At 58.1% G+C, this 17362-nt stretch carries 16 protein-coding genes; 6 read left to right on the top strand and 10 right to left on the bottom strand.

Annotation, left to right across the window (positions count from 1 at the left end; genetic code table 11):
- Positions 1-237 precede the first annotated feature (237 nt).
- The 3 genes from arnA to arnB are packed head-to-tail and all read right to left on the bottom strand — an operon-like array spanning position 238 to position 4387.
- Positions 238-2229: a bifunctional UDP-4-amino-4-deoxy-L-arabinose formyltransferase/UDP-glucuronic acid oxidase ArnA gene (gene arnA / locus ACVBEG_RS18330; RefSeq protein ID WP_322178222.1), complete on the bottom strand. Its 1992-nt coding sequence runs from the start codon at positions 2227-2229 to the stop codon at positions 238-240.
- Positions 2226-3242, bottom strand: coding sequence for an undecaprenyl-phosphate 4-deoxy-4-formamido-L-arabinose transferase (gene arnC, locus ACVBEG_RS18325; RefSeq protein ID WP_443691991.1), 1017 nt, complete (start codon positions 3240-3242; stop codon positions 2226-2228). Before arnC ends, arnA begins: the two co-directional genes overlap by 4 nt.
- A complete protein-coding gene (gene arnB / locus ACVBEG_RS18320; RefSeq protein WP_322178224.1) occupies positions 3239-4387 on the bottom strand; it encodes a UDP-4-amino-4-deoxy-L-arabinose aminotransferase in 1149 nt (382 codons plus the stop codon). Before arnB ends, arnC begins: the two co-directional genes overlap by 4 nt.
- Positions 4388-5170: 783 nt before the next feature.
- On the opposite strand from arnB, the gene ACVBEG_RS18315 reads away from it, so the two are divergent.
- From ACVBEG_RS18315 to ACVBEG_RS18295, 5 genes are all read left to right on the top strand, one after another.
- Positions 5171-5905, top strand: a complete 735-nt coding sequence (locus ACVBEG_RS18315) for an FKBP-type peptidyl-prolyl cis-trans isomerase (RefSeq protein ID WP_219061540.1) — start codon at positions 5171-5173, stop codon at positions 5903-5905.
- A gap of 371 nt (positions 5906-6276) precedes the next feature.
- A complete protein-coding gene (locus ACVBEG_RS18310; protein ID WP_322178225.1) occupies positions 6277-6729 on the top strand; it encodes a YkvA family protein in 453 nt (150 codons plus the stop codon).
- A 144-nt stretch (positions 6730-6873) separates the two neighbouring features.
- Positions 6874-7212 (top strand): helix-turn-helix domain-containing protein, encoded by a 339-nt coding sequence (locus tag ACVBEG_RS18305; RefSeq protein WP_322178226.1) that lies wholly within the window; start codon positions 6874-6876, stop codon positions 7210-7212.
- A complete protein-coding gene (locus ACVBEG_RS18300; protein ID WP_219061537.1) occupies positions 7209-7574 on the top strand; it encodes a hypothetical protein in 366 nt (121 codons plus the stop codon). The genes ACVBEG_RS18305 and ACVBEG_RS18300 overlap by 4 nt, the downstream gene beginning before the upstream one ends.
- The gene (locus tag ACVBEG_RS18295) at positions 7571-8035 is read left to right on the top strand and encodes a sel1 repeat family protein (RefSeq protein WP_322217258.1); all 465 of its coding nucleotides are present in this window, start codon (positions 7571-7573) and stop codon (positions 8033-8035) included. Before ACVBEG_RS18300 ends, ACVBEG_RS18295 begins: the two co-directional genes overlap by 4 nt.
- A gap of 8 nt (positions 8036-8043) precedes the next feature.
- Here ACVBEG_RS18295 and ACVBEG_RS18290 read toward each other — a convergent pair whose 3' ends face one another.
- Together ACVBEG_RS18290 and ACVBEG_RS18285 are read right to left on the bottom strand one after the other, a co-directional pair.
- Positions 8044-9816: a bifunctional diguanylate cyclase/phosphodiesterase gene (locus ACVBEG_RS18290; RefSeq protein WP_322217257.1), complete on the bottom strand. Its 1773-nt coding sequence runs from the start codon at positions 9814-9816 to the stop codon at positions 8044-8046.
- 144 nt (positions 9817-9960) lie between these two features.
- The gene (locus tag ACVBEG_RS18285) at positions 9961-12039 is read right to left on the bottom strand and encodes a carboxy terminal-processing peptidase (protein ID WP_330200797.1); all 2079 of its coding nucleotides are present in this window, start codon (positions 12037-12039) and stop codon (positions 9961-9963) included.
- Positions 12040-12178: 139 nt separating this feature from the next.
- Between ACVBEG_RS18285 and ACVBEG_RS18280 the strand changes: the two genes are divergently transcribed.
- A complete protein-coding gene (locus tag ACVBEG_RS18280) occupies positions 12179-13141 on the top strand; it encodes a zinc-binding dehydrogenase (RefSeq protein WP_322217254.1) in 963 nt (320 codons plus the stop codon).
- A gap of 58 nt (positions 13142-13199) precedes the next feature.
- Here the strand turns inward: ACVBEG_RS18280 and ACVBEG_RS18275 are convergent, their stop codons facing one another.
- Genes ACVBEG_RS18275 through ACVBEG_RS18255 form a run of 5 tightly spaced genes read right to left on the bottom strand, consistent with a single transcriptional unit; the run spans position 13200 to position 17335 of the window.
- Complete coding sequence (locus tag ACVBEG_RS18275; protein WP_322178231.1) at positions 13200-13853, bottom strand: HAD family hydrolase; 654 nt, start codon at positions 13851-13853, stop codon at positions 13200-13202.
- A gap of 60 nt (positions 13854-13913) precedes the next feature.
- A complete protein-coding gene (locus tag ACVBEG_RS18270) occupies positions 13914-14903 on the bottom strand; it encodes an ABC transporter ATP-binding protein (RefSeq protein WP_322178232.1) in 990 nt (329 codons plus the stop codon).
- Positions 14900-15700 carry an ABC transporter permease gene (locus tag ACVBEG_RS18265; RefSeq protein WP_219061530.1) on the bottom strand — a complete coding sequence of 267 codons (801 nt, stop codon included), beginning with the start codon at positions 15698-15700 and terminating at the stop codon, positions 14900-14902. The genes ACVBEG_RS18270 and ACVBEG_RS18265 overlap by 4 nt, the downstream gene beginning before the upstream one ends.
- Positions 15687-16532 carry an ABC transporter permease gene (locus ACVBEG_RS18260; protein WP_443690646.1) on the bottom strand — a complete coding sequence of 282 codons (846 nt, stop codon included), beginning with the start codon at positions 16530-16532 and terminating at the stop codon, positions 15687-15689. The genes ACVBEG_RS18265 and ACVBEG_RS18260 overlap by 14 nt, the downstream gene beginning before the upstream one ends.
- The gene (locus tag ACVBEG_RS18255) at positions 16529-17335 is read right to left on the bottom strand and encodes an alkaline phosphatase family protein (protein ID WP_322178234.1); all 807 of its coding nucleotides are present in this window, start codon (positions 17333-17335) and stop codon (positions 16529-16531) included. The genes ACVBEG_RS18260 and ACVBEG_RS18255 overlap by 4 nt, the downstream gene beginning before the upstream one ends.
- Between the last annotated feature and the right edge of the window lie 27 nt (positions 17336-17362).

Raw genomic sequence — 17362 nt, 5'->3', positions numbered from 1 at the left:
CTCCCTGCCAGTGGCTCCTGGTTTGAAAGAGCCTGGTTTGCTGATGTGCCACAGTCAGCAATTGACGGAAATAGTCGCCCATGAGAAATCCTTGTACTTAGGGATGTAGGCTGAAGACGTTCAGCGCTGGACTGAATGAGTCGAAGTTCCAGCACTGATAGTCCAACCCGTCACTAAAGGGCATGAGGCGCCATAAATGGCGCCTCATGCTTTCCTGCTTGATGTTGAAGAGTAACCTCAGCGTTTATCCGCGATTTCGAGCATTGCTTCACGCAGGAAGAAGTCGAGGGTCTTGCCGATGGTTTCGCTCAGTTCGATGGTTGGGGTCCAGTCGATCAGGCGGCGAGCGTTATCGATGCTTGGCTTGCGGTGGGTCACGTCCTGATAGCCGGTGCCATAGAACGACTGGCTTTCGACGTCACGGAAACCGGCGAAAGGAGGGAAGTTCGAGCGCAGTGGGTGAGCTTCGAACTGACGCAGCAGTTCTTCGCCCAGCTGGCGGATGCTGGCTTCGTTGTCCGGGTTGCCGATGTTGATGATCTGGCCGTTGCACTTGTCATCGCGGTTTTCGATGATGCGTGCCAGGGCTTCGATGCCGTCAGCCACGTCGGTGAAGCAGCGTTTTTGTGCGCCGCCGTCGACCAGACGAATCGGGGTACCTTCCACCAGGTGCAGGATCAGTTGGGTGATGGCACGCGAGCTGCCGATCCGCGCCGAGTCCAGACGGTCCAGGCGTGGGCCCATCCAGTTGAACGGACGGAACAGGGTGAAGCGCAGGCCTTTCTGACCATAAGCCCAGATTACCCGGTCGAGCAATTGCTTGGAGACCGAGTAGATCCAGCGCTGCTTGTTGATCGGGCCGACGATGAGGTTCGAGGTGTCTTCGTCGAAATTCGGGTCGGTACACATCCCGTACACTTCGGAGGTTGACGGGAAGATCACGCGCTTGTTGTATTTCACGCAGTAACGCACGGTCTTCAGGTTTTCTTCGAAGTCGAGTTCGAACACGCGCAGCGGGTTGCGGGTGTATTCGATCGGGGTGGCGATGGCCACCAGCGGCAGCACGACATCACATTTTTTGATGTGATATTCGATCCACTCGGAGTGGATGCTGATGTCGCCTTCGACGAAGTGGAAGTTCGGGTGGCTGCGCAGGCGGTCGATGGCGTCGGAACCGATGTCCATGCCATAGATTTCGTAGCGGTCGTCTTGCAGCAGGCGCTCGGACAGGTGGTTACCGATAAAGCCGTTGACGCCGAGGATCAGAACACGGGTGCGACGCACGGCACGTGCCGACTCGCTGCCGACCATGCGCGAGCCTTCGACCAGACCCAGTTCGCGGGCCAGTTGCGGGCCGCTGAGGTAGAGCCCGGCGTCGCCACGCTGACCGGCGGTGATCACCAGGGAGTCTTCGCCACAGGCGATGCGCAGGGGATCGGAACTGATCACTCGGCCTGGGGCGATGCCTTCATTGCCGGCAACGACGTCGGCGCTCCAGACGATCAGTTTGTGTTCGCCAACCGGGCAGAAAGCACCAGGGTAAGGCTGGGTCACGGCGCGCACCAGGTTGAACAGCTGTTCGGCCGGGCGCTTCCAGTCCAGCAGGCCATCGGCCGGGGTGCGGCGTCCGAAGTAGGACGCTTGGGTGTCGTCCTGGGCGGTTTCAGTCAACTTGCCCTGGGCCAGCAGCGGCAATGCGTCGCGCAACAAGTTGGCAGCGGCGTTGCGCAACTTGGTGTGCAGGGTCAGGGCGGTGTCGGCACGTTCGATGGCCACACGCTGTTGAGCCAGGATAGCGCCGGCATCGGCGCGCTTGACCATGCGGTGCAGGGTCACGCCGGTTTCGGTTTCGCCATTCACCAGGACCCAGTTGGCTGGGGCGCGGCCGCGATAATGCGGGAGCAGGGAGCCGTGCAGGTTGAAGGCGCCTTTGCTCGCGCAGGCCAGCAATTGCTCGCCCAGCAGGTGGCGGTAATAAAAGGAGAACAGGTAGTCGACGTTGAGTTTGCTGATCCGCTCAATCCACAGAGGATGGTTGGCATCTTCCGGGGCGTGCACCGGAATGCCTTTGCGTGCACACAGTTGCGCGACGGAACCGTAGAAGGTGTTTTCCTTCGGGTCGTCGGCATGGGTAAACACGGCAGCGATTTCATAGCCTGCGTTGAGCAAGGCTTCGATGCCAGCACAACCAATATCGTGATAGGCAAAGACGACAGCTTTAGGATTCATAACGTGACCTGAGTGGAAGATGAAGACGGGTGTGAGCTGTTAGCATTTACAGCGGACGTCGCGGGCGGGCTGCGCAGCACTTTTTCGATGAAAAAACGCGGGCGGGCCCGGACATCGCTGTACATGCGGCCCAGGTATTCGCCCAACAGTCCCATGCCGATGAACTGGCCGCCGGTGAACACGAACAGCACAGCAAACAAAACAAAGGTGCCGTGGCCAGCCCAGGTGGCGCCGAAAATCAGGCGCAAACCGATGAGCAACACGGCGAACAGCACGCCGAGAAAGGCCATGCTGAAGCCGAGGATGCTCAGCAGGCGCAAGGGCGTGGTGGTCATGCAGGTGATCAAGTCGAACATCAGGTTGATCAGGCGCATCGGGCTGTATTTCGAATCACCATGTTCGCGCTCGGCGTGCGGGACGAGCACCTCGGTGGTGTGGCGGGCGAAGCTGTTGGCCAGAATCGGGATGAACGTACTGCGCTCGCGGCAGGCCAGCATGGCGTCGACGATCGTGCGTCGATACGCCCGCAGCATGCAGCCATAGTCGCTCATGGCCACGCCGGTGGAGCGTTGCACGGCCAGATTGATCAAGCGCGACGGCCAACGACGCCAGGCTGAATCCTGACGGTTGTTGCGCACGGTGCCCACCACGTCGTAGCCGAGCTCGGCCTGGGCAACCAGGCGCGGAATTTCTTCCGGCGGGTTTTGCAGGTCGGCGTCCAGAGTGATGACGACATCGCCTTTGCATTGCTCGAAGCCGGCCATGATGGCCGCGTGCTGGCCATAGTTGCGATTGAGGATCACCGCGACAATGGAGCTGCCTTCACGCTCCGAGGCGTCCTGAAGGATTTGCGCAGAGTTGTCGCGGCTGCCGTCGTCGACCAAAACGATTTCGAATTCATGGTGCAACTGTGCACAGGCCGCTTCGGTGCGGCGCAACAACTCAGGCAGGCTCTGCTCTTCGTTGTAGACCGGGATGACGATCGAAACGCACTGAATCGGATAAGGTTTCACAGGCTTCGTTCCAGAGTGGTTTCAATAGCACACGCAACGCGCTCGACGTCGTCGAGGGTCATGTCGGGAAACAGCGGGATCGAGCACAGGCGTGCCGAGTTCCATTCGGTGTTGGGCAACTGGACCGACGGGAACTGCTTGCGGTAATAGGTGTGCAGGTGGGTGGCGATAAAATGAATGCCGGTGCCAATGTTCTGCTCCTGCAAGCCTTTCATGAACGCCTCGCGGTCCAGGCCACAGCGCTCGGCATCGATGCGCAGAATGAACAGGTGCCAGGCATGCTGCTGCGGATAGCTTGGCAGCAGAAGCGGCTGGACCGGCAAGTCTGCCAGGCGCTTGAGGTAGGCCTGGGCCAGGACCTCGCGTTTGGCATTGATCTCGTCGAGGCGCTTGAGCTGCACCAGGGCAATGGCGGCGTTCATGTCGGCCAGGTTGTACTTGAACCCTGGCTCAATGACCATCGCCTGCGGTTTGCGGCCATGGGTCATGCGGTCGTAGGCGTCCACGCCGAGCCCGTGAAACTTGAGCATGCGGACCCGGTTGGCGAGGTTCTCGTCATCGCTGACGAACATCGCGCCTTCGGCGCAGGTCATGTTTTTGATCGCGTGGAACGAGAAAATGGCAGTGCCTTGCGCGCCGACCGCACGTCCCCGGTAAAGAGTGCCCGCTGCGTGAGCGGCATCTTCGATCACCATGATGCCGTGACGCTCGGCCAGTGCGTAGAGGGGGTCCAGATCAAAGGCGGCCCCGGCGTAATGCACCGGGATGATGGCTTTGGTACGCGGGGTGATGGCGGCTTCGATGGCGGCGAGGTCAGTCATCAGGGTATCGCGGTCGACGTCCACGAAAACCGGGGTCGCGCCGAGCAGGCAGATCATGTTGGCGGTGGACACCCAGGTTTGCGACGGGGTAATCACCTCATCGCCAGGGCCAATGCCCAGGGCGAGCAACGTGACATGCATCGCGCCGGTGGCGGACGAGAGTGCGACGGCGTGACGACAGCCCACGCGTTCGGCAAATTGCTGTTCAAGCTCCTGGTTTTTCGGGCCTGTGGTAATCCAGCCGGAGCGTAAAACCTGCTCGACGGCGGCAATTTCTTCGTCACCGATACTCGGGCGGGAAAAGGGGAGAAAGCTCTGGCTCATGGCATTCCTACGTGGGCAGCGTGTCTTATGTACATATACTAACAACTTATGCAGAAAGCCGAACTCTGCATTTACTTCATTGAAATCGCTTGCACGCTCATCAGACGTAGCTGTTGAGCACCCAACGGGCGAGCGTGGATTTAGAAGCGTGCTTGCGGTCGAGGTATATACACACGTCTATCACGTCATCAAGTTGCTTTTGAAGGTGGGATTTCCGCAAAGTCACTCAGTAACATCTACTCGTAGTGCCAAACGCAAAGATAATAGGTTCCCCAAGACTAACGGTATGAAATCAGTGAGTTTTTTGCAAGAAATATCGGCTTACAAATGCAGGGTCGAGTTTGCTCGTCATGGCGTTGGTCCGTATGCGCGTCGAGTCGCCAGCCCTGGAGCGTCGGGGTTATGTAAGTGCAATTGCTTTTTATTCAGCACTGACGGCCAGTCCTGAGCATTCATAGTGTCCAGTGCTGTTGTGTTCTTGAGGTGAGTCGACACAGGGCCAAGTCGGGGCGGGTCTTATTTGAATAAAACCCGCTATGAACAACGCCCTGTTCAGCGTTTCGTCCAGGTTGTAGGTCGCGAAAAAAATCAGGCTCGGCGAATAGGCTCTTGCTGCGCAGCTGAACCAATGCTGTACGACATGCACTCGGTGCAAGAAAACGTTTGGATACCTGAACTTATCTGACTTTTCTGCCTCTCATGCCGGTAGCCATTGATCGCGGCAGCCTGATAAGCTCGCGGCTTTACTCGTTTGCCCTATTGGCGCATGAACAAGGAATTAGTATGAAACAGCATCGGTTGGCGGCGGCGGTAGCCCTGGTAGGTCTGGTACTCGCGGGTTGTGACTCGCATACCAACGTAGAGCTGAAAACCCCGGCGCAAAAAGCTTCTTACGGTATCGGCTTGAACATGGGCAAAAGCCTGGCTCAGGAAGGTATGGATGATCTGGACTCCAAAGCGGTAGCCCAAGGCATCGAAGACGCCGTCGGCAAAAAAGAACAGAAGCTCAAGGATGATGAGCTGGTCGAAGCCTTTGCTGCCCTGCAAAAGCGGGCTGAAGAGCGTATGGCCAAAATGAGCGAAGAGTCGGCAGCCGCCGGCAAGAAATTCCTGGCAGAGAACGGCAAGCGTAAAGAAGTGACCACCACCGCTTCCGGTCTGCAATACGAAATCATCAAGAAAGCCGATGGCCCTCAGCCTAAGCCGACCGACGTAGTGACTGTTCACTACGAAGGCAAGCTAACTGACGGCAAAGTCTTCGACAGCTCCGTTGAACGCGGCAGCCCGATTGATCTGCCGGTAAGCGGCGTGATCCCTGGCTGGGTTGAAGGCCTGCAACTGATGCACGTTGGCGAGAAAATCAAACTCTACATCCCTAGTGACCTGGCTTACGGCGCGCAAAGCCCAAGCCCGACGATCCCTGCCAACTCCGTTCTGGTCTTCGATCTGGAACTGTTGGCTATCAAGGATCCTGCCGCTGCAGCAGCAGAAGCTCCTGAAGAGCCAGCCGCCAAGTAATTGAGCGCACTGGTTTGAGCACAACGCCCCGCTTTGACGGGGCGTTGTTGTTTGTGGCGTTTGGACGCGAACGGATCCCCTCTGACGCAGTCGTAATACCATTAGCGGACTGACTATTGCTGGCAGATTGTAGGACGATCGATTGCGACCCCCTGCAATGCGGTGGGGGTAACTTCAGTCAGGCCCCAAGTCAACGAATTTGTCGTATTTTTAATGTGAGTAAAAAACGCCCGATTTGAGCCAAAGCCCTACAGCGCGGGCGTCTCAGGCCTGAAAATAGGGTCTGTTCACAAGGTTATCCACAACTTGTGTGGATAACATTTTGTGCAGCATAGTGGTGACACCTGTTGCAACCTCCGTTGGGAGCGATCATGAAAACACCTTGGAATTTGATTCGTTTTTTACCCATGGCTCAGCGCTTGCTCAGTCGTGGGCGTTTGCCAGCCTTGATCTTTGCTGTTGCACGCAAGGGCGCTAGGCAGGGTGACCGTTTGGGTAAGCTCAAGGATGACCTGCGCTTGCTGCAGGCCCTGTGCCTGGCCTATTGGCGCGGTGAGTACCGAGCTGTCAGCCCCAAGGCGATGCTCTCGGTGGTGGCGGGGTTGATGTATTTCCTCAGCCCGTTCGATGCCGTGCCGGACTGGATACCCGGGATCGGCATGCTCGATGACATCGCAGTGCTGGCTTGGGTCATGAAAAGCCTGGAAAGTGAGCTGAATGCCTTTCGAGCGTGGCGAGCCAGGCAGGCACCGGAGAAACTTGTCGTCGTCGAACGATTGCCCGCAACACCGGAGCTCCTGGTGCTAGAGCATCGCAAACCCTGAAGCGCCCGGATTTATGGGGGTTATCGTTGTCTTGAGCGGTCGCTTGTCGATTCAGAGGACGCAAGGTGCCTCTGTCCGCTGTTAAGATATCAACACAGGGAAAAAGCCTACTCGCAAAGTGTTGTAGTCCTACAGGGGGTTTGTATGGATCTTCAGATAATTACACGTGATGGAGAGCCAGAGTACGCAGTTTTGCCTTGGGCTCAGTATCAGGCTCTGCTCAAAGCGGCCGGGATCTCGGACACAACCGTTCAACACTCGCCGCAACCGCCTGAGGTCGCGCCTGTCGATCATCCCGGCTTTGATCAGTTGGGTGCCTTGCGCGCCGCCAAAGGCCTGGAAGTTGCGCAGTTGGCGCGTGCAGTCGGGATAAGTCCGTCGTATCTGGACTTGATCGAAAGTGGCGAGCGATTGCCGGATGCGGCCATTCGCCGAAGCCTGGCCTGGGAATTGGGTGTCCCTGGCTGGGGGGGTGAGTCATGAGTGTGCGCATCAGCCGTCTGCACTGGGAAGGGCTGTTGACTGAGCTGGATCAGGCGCGCCGGCAACGGCATCTATTGACCTACCGTGCTTTACTCGAGCGGTTGCAACTTCCCAGCCCCGCGATGCTTACCCTTACTGCCGCACTTGAACACTTGGCAGCGTTGGATGCTCGCGCCGAACAGCCGTTGCGTAGTTCGTTGGTGATCAGTCAGGGCGCGAGTCGTTTGCCGCGTACTGGCTTCTTTGAATGCGTCGAACGGCTTGGGCGATTCTCGGGCCCTTCCGACGGCGTAGCCGCAGCGTCATGGCATGCTTCTGAAGTGGCGCGGGTCTTTGAATACAGCTATCCGGAGAGCGTGTGAATCCAAGTCTGTGGCGTTTACGAGCACGATTGAGCTACTTGCTGGCTCGGCGGTTATTCCATTGGTCGTGGTTCGTGCAACAACCTCGAGGCTGGCAATGGCTCGAAGGTCAATTCTCGCGTATGGCGAATCTGGGAGATGTTGGCGCTCAGAGCTTCTACGGCCATATCCTGACGTTTCGCGGTCAAGGTTTGGGTGCTCGCGAGGAAGGCGTGCGTCTGTTGCGTCTGGCCGCGTTGGGGGGTGATGGCAAGTCGGCTTACCAGCTCGGCGTGTTGAGCCTGGCGGGTGACACACGCAAGGCCCCTGATGCTGTGGATGCCGCTCAATGGTGGGGCATGGCAGTCGAGGCCAGGCATCCACTGGCGGCCATCAAACTGTCGCAGTTGTACCAACAGGGCGGCCCCGGCTTACCCCCCGATCTGGATCGTGCCAAAGCGTTTCAGGCCCATACCTGGTAGTTGGGTATTTAGCGTGCCAAAAATGCTTCGCAGTCCAGTGTGTCGATGACGTGCACGCTGGGGCCTGCAACGTTCTTTGCGTGGTGCTTGGCTTGTGACGCCATTTCTGCGAGTTGACTGGCATCCAGATCCGCACAGGCATCGGGGTGCAGGTGGACGACGCCTATGGACAGCGATAACAGTGCGAAGTCCTGGCGCTGGCCCTGACGATTGAGGGCAGTGAAACAGCCCGACTCCAGATGCTCGGCTCGATAGAAGCGCCGACACTGATTCTGAAAATCATCTAGCAAAAGATTCAGGCGTTTGCGCCAGTCTTCGGAGCCCAGGACCATCAAGAAATCATCACCGCCAATGTGTCCGACAAAGTCGCGGCTCGGGTCGATCCGGTCGTTCAGGCACTGCGCCAGGCAGAGCAATACTTCGTCGCCACGTCCGTAGCCGTAGATATCGTTGAACGGCTTGAAACTGTCGATATCCACGTAGCAGATCATTGACTCCTGGCCCTGTTGCAGCAGGCGGGTCAGGCATTGCTGGATCGGCACGTTTCCGGGCAATAAAGTCAGCGGGTTAGCGTAGCGAGCTTGCTGTATTTTCAGTTCAGTGATCAGTTTCAGCACGTCAATCACCCGCCCAAGACCCAAGTAGCAGCCATTGAGGGTGATGATGAAGTCCTCTTCAATACGCTGCCGGGCGCGACTGGTCAGCAGGCGGCTGACCTGCTGCAAGGACTGGTTCAGCTCGACAGCAAGAAAGTCGTCGCTCATCAGGCGGCTGATCGGTTTGCGCGCGAACAGGTCGGTAGCGAAAGGCTTTAGCAGAGCCTCGGACAATGAGTGCCGATGCACGATACCGCAGGGTTGCGACTGCTCGTCCAGCACTGCCAGGGAGTTGAGGTTGGCTTGTTTGCGAAAGTACTCAAGGACGGCGGCGGTCGGTGTGGACTGATTGACTGCGGGTTGTTCGTTGAGCAGAGCGCTCAGGTCGCAGGCGTCTTCGTTCAACGCCGGTACCGTCGGATCGAGCTTGGGTAACAGCGCGCGGGCATCACGCGGTGGATGTTCTTGCGGGCGACAGAGCAGATAGCCCTGAACCAGATCCACGCCCATGTCGATCAGCACCGCGAGCTCTTCCGGCAGTTCAATGCCTTCAGCGATCACAATCGCTCTGGAGGCCTTGGCCATCTGCAGCATGGAACCGACGAACTCGCGCTTGACCGCATCCTGATGAATGCCGTCGATAAAGTGTCGATCAATTTTTACGTAGTCTGGGCGCAACTCCGACCACAGGCGCAGGCTGGAATATCCCGCACCCAAGTCGTCCATGGCGATGGAAAAGCCCATGTCCCGGTAGTGATGCAGTGCGTTGTACAGCAGCTCGAAATCTTCAGTGGGTGTCTGCTCGGTCAGCTCGATCACCACCTGGCTGGGAGAAATGCCGTAGGCGTTCAGCAATTCCAGGGTACGACCTGGCGGGTGAGCCGGTTCCAGCAGCGACTCAGGCGAAACGTTGAGGAACAGCTTGCCCTCAAGTTTCTGTTCGCTGAAACGTCGACAGGCACATTCTCGCGCAGCCAGTTCCAGCTCGCTGAGCCGCCCAGCTTGGCGGGCCACTGCGAACAAGCTGATGGGCGAATGCAGGGGGCTGTTGGACGGGCCTCGGGTCAAGGCTTCATAGCCGAGAATCCGGCGGTCCGACAGCGACAGTATCGGTTGGAACAAGCTGTGCAAATCGCGTTGAGCCAGAATTGAACTCAGTGCGCTCAGCTGTTCAGTGACGGTCATGGTGATCTCTGCGTAAAAAAAAAGGGGCTAAGCGCAATAGCGCTCAGCCCCTCTATTCCACGACAGATTGATGACTGTTTGATGACTGAATGCCACTAGAGAGCACTAAATGGCCAGCATTTTACGATCATCCATCCTGCCTTTTTACTTTTTTGCGATAGCGGCGTTCAAACTCAGGTAGTCGAGCAGGATGCGCCCGGTTTCGGCCAGGTAGGCGTCATCCTCGGGTTTGGTCTTGTCTTCTGCTGGCAGCGCGTCCTCATCTTCTTTCTTCAGCTCTTTGAGCGGCTCTTCACCTTTGGCCTTGCGGCGGGTGTTTTCCAGAGCCAACTGCTTGCCTTCGATGTCGGTGTGTTGAGCGCGACGCTCGGCTTCGTTGAGGCTAACCGTTTTTTCTGCCATCAGCTTTTGCGCCAGGAGCAAGCGGTTCTCGATGAAGACGAACTCCGGGTCCTTCGACGAGCGCTCATCATGCCGCGTCTTGAGTTGCGCGAGGAACGGTTTGAACGGATCGACGACAGGCTTGATGGCCGGTCTGATGGTGTCATACGACATGGCTTCGGGCAGCGCGCTCTCGCCGATTTCCTTGGTGTCGATGATCGACGGGTACGCGATGTCTGGCAGTACACCCTGGTGCTGGGTGCTCTGGCCGGAAACCCGGTAGAACTTGGCCAGCGTCAGTTTCAGTTCGCCATGGTTGAGCGGCTGAATGGTTTGTACGGTGCCTTTACCGAAGGTCTGGCCACCGATGATCAACGCGCGGTGATAGTCCTGCATAGCGCCGGCGAAAATCTCGGAGGCCGAGGCAGACAGACGGTTGACCAGCAACGCCATCGGGCCTTTGTAGAAAGCACCTTTGGCTTCATCTTCAAGGACATCGACCTTGCCGTCGCTGTTGCGAACCAGCACGGTAGGGCCTTTGTCGATGAACAGGCTGGTCAACTCCGTGGCTTCCTGCAACGAACCGCCGCCGTTGTTACGCAGGTCGATGACAACACCATCGACTTTGTCGGCTTGCAGTTCAGTCAGCAGTTTCTTCACGTCACGTGTGGTGCTCTTGTATTCTGGATCGCCTGCACGATAGGCCTTGAAGTCCAGATAGAACGCCGGAATTTCGATGACGCCGAGTTTGTAGTCGTGGCCATCCTGCTTGAGGTTGAGGATCGACTTCTTCGCCGCCTGCTCTTCAAGCTTGACCGCTTCGCGGGTGATCGCGACGATTTTGCTGGTCTGGTCATTAGGCGCATTGCTGGCCGGAATCACTTCCAGGCGCACGATTGAGCCTTTAGGCCCGCGAATCAGTTTAACCACCTCGTCCAGGCGCCAGCCGATCACGTCGACCATCTCTTTGTCGGCCTGGGCAACGCCGATTATCTTGTCCGCCGGGGCAACTTGCTTGGTTTTGGCGGCAGGGCCAGCCGGAACCAGGCGCACGATCTTGACGTTGTCGTTATCGCTCTGCAACACGGCGCCGATGCCTTCCAGCGACAGGCTCATGTTGATGTCGAAGTTTTCCGCACTGTCAGGCGACAGGTAGTTGGTGTGCGGATCGTAAGACATGGCGAAAGTGTTGATATAGGCCTGGAACACATCTTCGCTGCGGGTCTGCTCCAGACGCGACAGCTGATTCTTGTAGCGCTTGGTCAGCAGCTCTTGAATCGCTTTGGGTTCCTTGCCGGCAATCCTCAACCGCAGGACTTCATCCTTGACGCGTTTGCGCCACAGATCGTCCAGCTCGGCAGTACTCTTGGCCCACGGGGCATCCTTGCGCTCTACGAGCAAGGTTTCCTGGGCGGTGAAATCGAACTTGCCGACGCCCTTGTCCAGTTCTGCCAAGGCAAAATTCAGGCGCGATTTGACGCGATCCAGATAGCGCTTGTAGATGGTGAAGCCGGGATTCAGGTCGCCGCTCTTGAGAAAATCGTCGAACTGCGTGCGCCATTTGTCGAATTCGGTAATATCACCGGCCATAAAGTAGCTACGGGACGGGTCCAGCAGCTTCAGATAGCTCTCGTAGATGATGACCGAACGCTTGTCGTCCAGCGGCGGTTTGCTGTAGTGATGCCTTTTGAGCAACTCTACAACGTTAAGACTGGCAATGACCTCTTCGCGATCTGGCTGAAGGTTATCCCAGCTATTGGCTGCGAACGTATTGGCGGACAGCGGCAACACGCTGAGGCCAATGAAAAAGGCAAGCGCGGTGCTGGGGAAAAAATGCTTCATGCTGATTCGACGCGGGGACAATTGATAACGCATATTAGGCCGTCTTTGAAGTCGCCGGTTCCGTCGGATCCGGTCGCATAATGCAAAAAGCCCGTGCGTCTATAGCACCGGCTCAGTCCAGACTTACTATGGAGGCACTGTGAAGGCATTGCAAGGCGTTGACGGACATGTGGAATGGCTTGAACAACCCGGCCTGACATGTGATGTAGGGCAAGTACGCATTCGGATCGCTGCGGCGGGTCTCAATCGTGCGGATTTATTGCAGCGGGCCGGGCTGTATCCGCCACCGCCGGGAGCCAGTAAAACCCTCGGGATGGAGTGCTCCGGGGTGATCAGCGAAGTCGGTTCGGGTTCGTCCTGGCACGTAGGGGACAGAGTCTGCGCATTGCTCGCAGGTGGTGGCATGGCTGAAGAGGTCGTAGTCGACGGACGGCATGTGCTGCCGGTTCCCGAGGGCATGTCTTTGCCGGAAGCGGCAGGTATCCCCGAGGTGTACGCCACTGCATGGTTGAATCTGTTTCAACTGGCTGCATTGAAGCCGGGTGAAAAGGTATTGCTGCACGCCGGGGCAAGTGGTGTTGGTTCAGCTGGCATTCAGCTTTGCAAGGCGTTCGGCAACCCGGTATGGGTGAGCGTCGGCTCTGCCGAACGTCTGGCGTATTGCGAAGCGCTGGGGGCTCAGGGTGGGGTTGTGCGCAGCGACAACCTGGAAAGCCTGAAAGACCTCGGTCCGTTCGATGTCATTCTTGATCCGGTGGGTGCCAACTACGCGGCCTTGAACATCAAAGTGCTGAACGTTGATGGGCGATTGGTACTGATCGGTCTGATGGGCGGGCGTGAAGCGCAACTGGACCTGGCGCAAGTGCTGGTCAAGCGTGTGCAGATACTGGGTTCGACCCTGCGTAGCCGTGATGATCAATTCAAAGCGGATTTGCTCAGTGATCTGAGTCAGCACGTGTGGCCGTTGTTTGTCGAAGGACGCCTCAAGCCGCAACTGGCCAGAACGTTCCCGATCAAAGACGCCGAATCTGCCTTCGCCGAGCTGGCGACCAATCAGGTGTCAGGCAAACTGGTGTTGGTGATCGACGAAAGTCTGGTCTGACACATGGTGTGAAGTCGTTCGCTTAAGCGGCCTGCCAACCAGGCCGCTTATTCAGCCATCACTTCCAGCTATGAATCGGCCAGCTGGCCTTTTCTGCATGCTCGCGCAGTACCGGGTCCGGGTTGACGACGCGGGGGTATTGGACCTTGAGCAGCAGCGCCAGGTCATTGCGTGAATCCGAGTAGAAACTGGAGCCTTCCAGCGTCTCGCCTTCGTTTTGCAACCACTCCAGCAAGCGCGTGACCTTGCCTTCGCGGTAGGTCAGTACGCCCAATGTCGCGCCGCTGTAGACGCCATGTTTGACCTCCAGTTCGATCCCCAGTACTTCGTCGATGCCCAGTCGTTCGGCGATGGGTTTGACCAGGTGCGTGCCTGACGCCGATATCACTAAAATCCGGTCACCGGCCGCTCGATGGGCGGCGATGGCCCGGCAGGCCTCGCTGAAGATGATCGGTTCGATCACGTCTTCGACCCAAGGACCTACCAGGTGCGCGACTTCTTCCGGCGTGCGACCGGCCATGGGCTCCAGGCTGAAGGTCATGTACTCCTCCATCGCCAGTTCGCCTGCGCTGTACGCGGCCATCAGTTCATTGTTACGGCGCATGAACGACTCAGCGTCCACCCAGCCGAGTCGACCCATTTGTTCGCTCCACAAGCTGGCACAGTCGCCGTGGATCAAGGTTTCGTCCAAATCAAAAATCGCTAACGCCATTACTGCTGTCCTCTGAAATTTTGCAGCCTTCGTAACCTCTACAGGTTCTGCGGTTGTCGCTTAGGCTACTTCACACAGCGCCGACGGATCGATAGCCAAGGCCACTCGACGTCCATTGGGGTGCAAATCAGCCGCTGAACGGTTCAGTACGTCGACCACCAGTTCCACGCCTCGGGCTTCGATCCGGTAACGGATCACGTTGCCCAACAGGCTGTGGCTGCGCACTTCGCCGTCGAGGTCGCCGGTCAGGCTCAGCTCGATGGCTTCCGGACGAATCGCCAGACGGCTGTTGATCGGCCGTTGCAGCAAGCGGCTGGCGCTGTCGGCGTCGAGCAGGTTGTAGTTGCCGATAAAGCCGGCGGCAAACACGTCGATCGGCGCGGTGTACAGGGTTTCAGCATCGCCGCTTTGGACGATCCGGCCCTGGTTCATCAGGAAGATCCGGTCTGACATGGTCAGCGCTTCTTCCTGATCGTGGGTCACGAAAATCGTCGTCAGTCCCAATTCACGCTGGATCTGACGAATCTGTTCGCGCAGGTGTTTACGAATCCGTGCATCCAGCGCCGACAGCGGTTCATCGAGCAACAGCAGGCGTGGCCGGGTCACCAGCGAGCGCGCCAGCGCAACCCGTTGGCACTGGCCACCAGACAGTTGGTGCGGGTAGCGTGCGGCGAAGTCGTTCAGTTCGACCAGTTTCAGCACTTCGGCGACTCGCGTGCGGCTGTCGTCGGCGTTGACCTTTTGCATGCGCAGGCCGAACGCGATGTTTTGTTCGACGGTCATGTTGGGGAACAGCGCATAGCTCTGGAACACCATGCCGATGCCGCGCTTCTGCGGGCTGAGCGGGACAATGTCCTGGCCGTCGAGCAGGATCTTGCCGCCATCAACCGCGGTCAGGCCGGCAATACAGCGCAACAGGGTGGATTTGCCGCACCCGGAAGGGCCGAGCAGTGTCACGAACTCGCCTTTCCTGATGTCGCAGTTGATGTCGCTGAACACGGCGGTGCCGGCGTAGCTCTTTTGCAGGTGATCGACGCTGACGAAGCTCATTGGCTTTTGTCCTTGTTCATTAAATTGGCCGCCCAGGTCAGCACCAGCACAAAGAAGAAGTAGGAAACCACCAGCGCACTGGTGAAGTGACCGCTGCTGTTGCGCATGTTGTTCAGGTAGACCTGCAGGGTTTCGTAGCGCGTACCGACCAGGATGTTGGCGAACACGAACTCACCGAACAGGAAGGAGAACGACAGCAATAACGCGACCATCAGGCCTTTGCGCAAGTTTGGCAGCACCACCAGGAACGCGGCCTGCCAGGTGCTGGCACCGAGCAGTTGCGCAGCGTCCATCAGGTCGCGCAGGTTAATCGCTTGCAGGTTGTTGGTAATCGCCCGGTACATAAACGGCAGCGCCACGGTGAAGTAGCAGCCGATCAGAATCCACGGCGTGCCGACCATCGCGAAAGGCCCGGACCCATAGAGCTGCAACAGCCCGACGGATGACACCACGGGAGGCACGGCGAAGGGCAGCAGGATCAGGATATTCATCAGCGCATCAAGCTTGGGGAAATGGTAATGCACGACGAACAGCAGTGGCAGGATCAGGACCACTGACAGCACCAGGGAGCCGACACATACCAGCAGTGACTGGCCGAATGCGTGGAGGAAACGCGGGTCGCTCCACAGTTCGACATACCATTTGACGGTAAACCCGCTGGGCAGAATGGTTGCCGACCAACTGGTGGCAATGGAGTAGATCAGCGTCCCTGCCAGTGGCAGCAACAGAATGATGAACAGCAGGTACACCACGACGCGGTGGTAGAGGACGGCGGAGCCCGGTTCAGCGCGAGACATGGTAGCTCCTCTTCAAAAGCCACTGGTGCACGAGGGTCACCAGGGTCATCAGGCCCACCAACACTACGGCCAGGGCGCTGGCCATATTCGGGTCGAGGCTGATGTCGCCTGAAACCATGGCGGCAATACGGATGGGCAGCACGTTGAAGTTGCCTGTGGTCAGGGCGTACACGGTGGCGTAGGCGCCGAGGGCATTGGCCAGCAGAATCACGAAAGTACCGATCAGCGCCGGGGTCAGCACTGGCAGGCCGATATACCGCCAGAACTGCCAGCTGTCGGCCCCGAGCAAGGCAGCGGATTCGCGCCAGTCTTCGCGCAGGGCGTCGAAGGCCGGGTAGAGCAGCAGCACACCCAATGGAATCTGGAAGTAGGTATAGAGGATGATCAGCCCGGTTTTCGAATACAGGTTGAAGTCCTCAATGATCCCGGCTTGCTTGAGCATGATTGTGATACTGCCGTTGAATCCCAGCAGGATGATGAAGGCGAAGGCCAGCGGCACACCGGCGAAGTTGCTGGTCATGTTGGCGAAGGCGTTGACGAAGTTACGCAGTCGCGAGTCGACCCGACGCAGGGAGTAACTGCCCAGCACGGCAATGATGATTCCGAACACGCTGGACCAGAAGCTGATCTCCAGGCTGTGCTGGATCGCTTGCAGGTAGAACCGGGAGCTGAACACTTCAGTAAAATTAGCCAGGCCCCAGCCGTTGTCTTCCGATTGCAGGCTGTGGATCACGACCCAGGCCAGCGGGGCGATCTGGAATACGATGAAAAACACGGAGAAGGGCAGCAGACACAGGGCCGCCAGCCATTTGCCTCGGGTGATTGAGTTCACTTCAACAACTCCCGGCACACTGGCTTGTCGTGAGGGACGCCGAGCAGTTCGCAGACCGTGCCACACAGATCGGTCTGTTTCGGTTGGGCATTGCTATCGAAACTGAAGGCATCGCCGAACACGAACAGCGGAACTTCGCGTTCTTCCGGGAGTAAGCCATTGTGGGAACGGTCGTTGTTCATGCCGTGGTCAGCGGTCACTAGCACCTGGTAACCGGTGTCGAGCCAGCCTTGCAGGTAATCGGCGAGGATGATGTCGGCAGAGCGCGCACTGTTGCGGTATTGCGGGGTATCGAGGCCGTGCTTGTGCCCGGCGTCGTCAATGTTCATGGGGTGTACCAGCATGAAGTTCGGCGCATGGCGCAGACGTAGGCTTTCGGCATCAGCGAACAGGTGTGAATCCGGATAGTGATCCGCATAGTAGAAGTGTCCATGCTGGATCGGCAGGTGTGCGTCGTCAGTGTGGCGGTCGCGGGCGGCAACGAACGGTGAGCGGTTATACAGTTCGCTGACCCAGTGATAAGCCGCTGCGGCAGTGCTGAGACCAGCGTCGGTGGCATAGTGGAACACGCTGCGCTGATTCGACAGGCGCGTGACGTTGTTGTGCACGATACCGCTGTCGATCGGTTTCACGCCGGTAAGGATGCACTCGTACAGCGGTCTGGACAGCGAAGGTAGCTCGCATTCCAGTCTGTACAGGGCGGCGCGTCCTGCACCTGCGTATGCCTGAAGGTGTCCCATGGCATGTCGGGCGACTTGGTAGTTAAGACCATCGAGCACGACCAGGATGACGTTGTGCCTCATAACGGATGAGCTCCAGAAGCGTTGTAC

The organism is Pseudomonas sp. GG8 (assembly GCF_052976945.1).
This window is presented reverse-complemented; position numbering and strand designations above follow the sequence as displayed.